This is a genomic window from Pseudonocardia sp. McavD-2-B, assembly GCF_024124365.1.
Taxonomy (GTDB): domain Bacteria; phylum Actinomycetota; class Actinomycetes; order Mycobacteriales; family Pseudonocardiaceae; genus Pseudonocardia; species Pseudonocardia alni.
Map to the genome: position 1 here is coordinate 1 of NZ_JAMXSG010000336.1, position 5,312 is coordinate 5,312.

Genomic DNA, 5,312 nt, shown 5'->3' on the forward strand with positions numbered 1-5,312 from the left:
GCCCGCTGCCGCGCCGCCCGCCGTTGCACCGCCTGCCGCCGCACCGTCCGCTGCGACGACCGCCGTCGCGCCGGAGCATGACCCCCGCACCGGGCTCGCGGTGCGGGCGATCGTGCCGCTGCGCGGGGTCCGCCGCGCCGTCGCCGAGACCCTGACCCGCAGCCGCGCCGAGATCCCCGAGGCCACGACCTGGGTCGACGTCGACGCCACCGACCTGCTCGCCCTGCGCCCGCAGCTCACCGGCACCGACGGCCGCCCGGTCGGGCTGCTCGCGATCCTGGCCCGGTTCGTCGTCGCCGGTCTCGCTCGGTTCCCCGAGCTCAACGCCCGGGTCGACCCGCAGGCGGGGGAGATCGTGCACCTCGACGGGGTGCACCTCGGCATCGCCGCGCAGACCGACCGTGGTCTGGTCGTACCCTCGGTCGCCGACGCCCACCGCCTCGGGATGCGCGGCCTCGACACCGAGATCCGCCGGCTCACCGCGGCGGCCCGGGACGGCTCGGTCACCGCCACCGAGCTGACCCGCGGGTCGTTCACCCTGAACAACTACGGGGTGCTCGGCGTCGACGGCAGCGCCGCGATCATCAACCATCCCGAGGTCGCGATGCTGGGCGTCGGGCGGGTGCTGCCGCGGCCGTGGGTCGTCGACGGCGCGGTCGTCCCGCGGTCGATCACCCAGCTGTCGCTGGTGTTCGACCACCGCGTCTGCGACGGCGGCACCGCGGGCGGGTTCCTGCGGTTCGTCGCCGACGCCGTCGAGTCGCCGCTGTCCGCGCTGGCCGACCTGTGACGCCCGGCGCCGCCCCGCGGCTCAGCGCGCCGGGACGACCGTCCAGGCCGGGGCCTTCGCCGGGCGGCCGTCCCCGGAGGACCGGCCCCGCAGGCGTCGTCCGACCCAGGGCAGGACGTGGGCGCGGTAGTAGGCGAGCCCCGCGGCCGGCCCGGTCGGCGAGGTCGGCGAGCTCGTGGCGACGGGCGTCGCGGGCGTCGCGCCGCGCACCCCGAGTGCCTCCAGCACCAGCCCGGCGGCGCGCAGGTGCCCGGGCGTGCCCAGGTGCAGGCGGTCGTCCGACCAGTAGCCGGGCCTGCGGATCTCGGCGTCGCCGAACACGTCGACGAAGGTGAGCCCGTGTGCGGCGGCGAGCGTGCGCACCGTCGCCGACAGCTCGGCGCCGCGGCGGTGGACGACCCGTCCCAGCGGGAGCCGGTCCGACGGGTCGGCGCCGCTGAGCAGCACCAGCCGGACCCCCGCCGCCGCGCAGCGGTCGACGGCGCGGGCGGTCAGCGCGGCGAGCCCGGCGACGTCGGTGCGGGGGCGCAGCATGTCGTTCCCGCCGCCGTTGAGCGTGATCAGCGTCGGTGCGGGGTCCAGCGCCAGCGCGGCGTCGAGCTGCGGCCCGACGACGTCGGCCAGCAGCCGGCCCCGTACGGCCAGGTTCGCGTAGTGCACCGGTTCGCCGGAGGCGCCGGCCAGCCCGGCGGCGACCCGGTCGGCCCAGCCGCGCGGGATGCCGGCGGCGTCCTCGTCGCCCACGCCCTCGGTGAAGCTGTCCCCGATCGCCACGTACCGCACGGGGTCAGCATCCGCGTCGCGATCGCCGCGGCTCGGCCCGGGGGTGGTGACGGCTGTTACCCTCGTCCCGTGCGCGGTCGGACCATTACCCGGCGCGCCGGCTGAAGCCAGGGAGCCGGCGCGTGGCACGTCGTGCCCGCCGGACCTGGCCGGATCCTGACGTTCGCCCTCGAACACCGGAGATCCGATGAACGCCCCCACCACCGAGCGCACCCGTACCGGAAGCGATCCCGCCGAGCACGGTCACGTCGTCTCGCTGCTGCTGACCGACGCCGACGACGGCCTGTACAAGGTCCTCACCACGCTGCGGTCGCGCCGCTGGAAGGTCCGCTCGCTGCGGGTCGACATGTCCGGCGAGATCGGCCGGGTCGACCTCGTCGTCGTCCGTGACGGCCGGGACGCCGACCTGCTCCTCGAGCAGCTGCGCCGGGTCGTGCCGGTGGTCCGCGCCGATCCGGCCTGAACGCCGCCCGCCGCTACTCCCACACCACCACGCTGCGCCGGACGGGGACCGTCGGTGCCCCGCTCGCGAACAGCTCCGGTGACCGCTCCCGGATCCGCTCGATGTCCGCGAACACCGCGCGCAGGTGGTCGCGCATCGCCGCGCGCGCGGTGTCCCGGTCCCCGGCGACCACGGCCTCGAGGATCTCCACGTGTTGCGCCGTGTACTCCTGGGGTGGGCTCTGGGCGAGCCCCAGCCGGCGTGCCCGGTCGAGGTGGCCCTTCGCCGAGACCACCGTGCTCCATGCCGCGCCGTGCCCGCTCAGGCCGAGCAGCCCCTGGTGGAACGCCTCGTCGAGCTCGAAGAACTCGTCGACGGTGACCTCCGGTCGCTGCTGCGCGGCGAGGTTCTGTCGCAGTGCGGCGACCCGGTCGGCCGGCAGCTCGGCGGGCAGCCGGTCCAGTGACGCCAGCTCGATCGCCTCGCGGACGAACTGGGCGTCGGCCACCCGCGCGGGGTCGACCCGCGAGACGAACGAGCCGATCTTCGGGAAGACCTGGACCAGGCCCTCCTCGACGAGCAGCACCAGGCTCTCGCGGATCGGTGTACGGCTCACCCCCAGCCGCGCGGCCAGCTCGTTCTCCGACAGGGCCGACCCCGGCGGCAGTGCCAGCGTCAGGACCTCGCGACGCAGCGTCTCGTAGACCTCGCGGCGGCTCGTGCGCCGCGTCCCGTTCGACGCCACCCGCTCACGGTATCCCGTGGGCCGTCACGGCTCGCTTGCGCAGCTTCCCGACAAGTGCTTGTATGCAAGCCGTTCGCAACAGGGTCGACGCGCCAGGGGAGCCGCATGAGCACGATCGAGAGGGCCGAGGTGCTCGTCACCTCGCCCGGCCGCACCTTCGTCACGCTGCGGATCACCACCTCCGACGGCGTGGTGGGTCTCGGCGACGCCACGCTGAACGGCCGCGAGCTCGCCGTCGCGAGCTATCTGCGCGACCACCTCGTCCCGCTGCTGATCGGGCGCGATCCCGCACGGATCGAGGACACCTGGCAGTACCTGTACCGGGGCGCCTACTGGCGGCGCGGCCCGGTCACGATGACCGCGATCGCCGGCGTCGACACCGCTCTGTGGGACATCAAGGGCAAGGTGGCGGGCCTGCCGCTCTACCAGCTGCTCGGCGGGCGCTGCCGCGACGGCGTGCTCGTCTACTCCCACGCCAGCGGCCGCGACGTCCCCGAGCTGCTCGACGACGTCGAGCGGTTCCTGTCGCTGGGTTACAAGGCCGTCCGCGCCCAGGCCGCCGTCCCGGGGATCGGCGGCACCTACGGCATCCGCAAGGGTGCGGTCTACGAGCCCGCCGCGACCGAGCTGCCCGACGAGCAGTCCTGGGACACCGAGGCCTACCTCGGTTTCGCACCGCGCTATCTCGAGGCGGTGCGTGAGAGGTTCGGGTTCGGCTTCCACCTGCTGCACGACGTCCACCATCGGCTGTCCCCGATCGAGGCCGCCCGCTTCGGCAAGGACGTCGAGCCCAGCCGGCTGTTCTGGATGGAGGACCCGACCCCTGCCGAGGACCAGGCCGCGTTCCGGCTCATCCGTCGCCACACCACGACGCCGATCGCCACCGGCGAGGTCCTGACCTCGATCTGGGACGTGCAGCAGCTGATCACCGAGCAGTTGATCGACTACGTCCGCACCACCGTCGTCCACGCCGGCGGGATCACCCACCTGCGGCGGATCGTCGACCTCGCCGCGCTGCACCAGGTCCGCACCGGTTCGCACGGCGCCACCGACCTGTCGCCGGTCAGCATGGCCGCGGCCGTACACCTGGACCTGGCCGTGCCCAACTTCGGCATCCAGGAGTACATGGGCCACCCGCCCGAGGCCCACGAGGTCTTCCACGGCGGCCCGACCCTCGCCGACGGCATGCTGCACCCGTCCGAGGAGCCCGGGCTGGGCGTCACCTATGACGACGAGGCCGCCGCCCGCTTCCCGTACCGGCAGCGCTACCTCCCGGTCGCGCGCCGCCTCGACGGTTCGGTGCACGACTGGTGAGCAGCACGCAGCTCGGCCGCGCCGCGCTGGCCCGGGTCCCGGCCCGCGCCCGGCCCGACGTCGACCCCGGGGCGCTGCGCCCGCGGATCCTGCACCTCGGGCTGGGTGCGTTCCACCGCGCCCACCAGGCACCCGTGACCCAGCGGGCCGTCGCGGCCGCGGGCGGGGACTGGGGGATCGCCGGAGTCGCGCCGCACTCGGCGGCGACCGTCGAGGGCCTGCGCGCCCAGGACCACCTGTACTCGCTCACCGAGCACGACGCCGCGGGCTCGGCCACCACGGTCGTCGGGGCCGTCGTCGAGGCGCTGCGCCTGCGCCCGGACGCCGCGCGGGTCGCCGCCCTGCTCGCCGACCCGGACGTCGCCGTCGTGACGTTGACGGTCACCGAGAAGGGCTACCGTCGCGGCTCCGGCGGCGGGCCGGACATCACCGACCCGGACGTCGCCGCCGACCTCGCGGGCCTCGTGCCGCCGCGTACCCCGATCGGGGCGCTGGCCTCCGGTCTCGCCGCCCGGATGCGCGGACACGGGGCCCCGGTGACGGTCCTGAGCTGCGACAACATGGCAGGCAACGGCGTCGCGACCGAGGCCGCCGTGCGCGGGTTCGTAGCGGCCTCGGACTGGCCGGACCGCGACCGGGTGCTCGCCGCGCTCGACAGCGCCGTCCGCTTCCCCTCCAGTGTCGTGGACCGGATCGTGCCCGCGACGACCGAGGGAGACCGGGTCGCCGCGGCCCGTGCCCTCGGGGTCGGCGATGTCGTCCCGGTCGCAGGGGAGCGGTACCTGCAGTGGGTGGTGGAGCGCTCCTTCGCCGGGCCCCGCCCGCCCTGGGAGCGGGCCGGCGTGGAGCTGGTCGACGACGTCGCGCCGTACGCGCTGACCAAGCTGCGCCTGCTCAACGGGTCGCACTCCGCGCTCGCCTACCTCGGCCTCGCCGCCGGGGCCGAGACGGTCGCCGACGCCGTCGCCACCGGTTGGGGCGCACCGCTGGTGCGAGCGCTCGCGGCCGAGGTGGCCCCATCGCTGCCGACGGGCGGTCCGGCCCCGGCGGCCTACGCCGAGGCCCTCGTCGGCCGGTTCGCCAACCCACGGCTGCACCACCGGCTCGCCCAGATCGGGTCGGACGGCTCGCAGAAGATCGCCGAGCGCTGGTTCCCGGTCCTGCGTGCCGGGGCCGGTGGGCCCGTGCTGCACCTCGCGCTGGCCGGCTGGGTGCACGCCACCCGGCCCGGCACGCCG

General features: G+C 75.4%; 6 protein-coding genes. 4 read left to right on the plus strand and 2 right to left on the minus strand.

All coding sequences use genetic code 11. The features are described 5' to 3' along the window. Nucleotides 1–790, plus strand: a 790-nt coding sequence (locus tag NH602_RS27640) for a dihydrolipoamide acetyltransferase family protein (RefSeq protein WP_253069324.1), incomplete at its 5' end; no start/stop codon positions are given. Between the two features lie 21 nt (nt 791–811). Here the strand turns inward: NH602_RS27640 and NH602_RS27645 are convergent. Next, nucleotides 812–1,573 (minus strand): SGNH/GDSL hydrolase family protein, encoded by a 762-nt coding sequence (locus NH602_RS27645; RefSeq protein WP_253069325.1) that lies wholly within the window; start codon nt 1,571–1,573, stop codon nt 812–814. A gap of 187 nt (nt 1,574–1,760) precedes the next feature. Between NH602_RS27645 and NH602_RS27650 the strand changes: the two genes are divergently transcribed. After that, nucleotides 1,761–2,036: an ACT domain-containing protein gene (locus NH602_RS27650; protein ID WP_179762144.1), complete on the plus strand. Its 276-nt coding sequence runs from the start codon at nt 1,761–1,763 to the stop codon at nt 2,034–2,036. Nucleotides 2,037–2,049: 13 nt separating this feature from the next. Here NH602_RS27650 and NH602_RS27655 read toward each other — a convergent pair whose 3' ends face one another. After that, entirely contained in the window at nt 2,050–2,760 is a 711-nt protein-coding gene (locus tag NH602_RS27655) for a GntR family transcriptional regulator (protein WP_179762145.1), read from the minus strand. A 105-nt stretch (nt 2,761–2,865) separates the two neighbouring features. On the opposite strand from NH602_RS27655, the gene manD reads away from it, so the two are divergent. Together manD and NH602_RS27665 are read left to right on the plus strand one after the other, a co-directional pair. Beyond that, complete coding sequence (gene manD / locus NH602_RS27660; protein ID WP_179762146.1) at nt 2,866–4,074, plus strand: D-mannonate dehydratase ManD; 1,209 nt, start codon at nt 2,866–2,868, stop codon at nt 4,072–4,074. Continuing rightward, the coding region (locus NH602_RS27665; RefSeq protein WP_253069326.1) for a mannitol dehydrogenase family protein at nt 4,071–5,312 on the plus strand (1,242 nt) is incomplete at its 3' end. The genes manD and NH602_RS27665, both read left to right, overlap by 4 nt.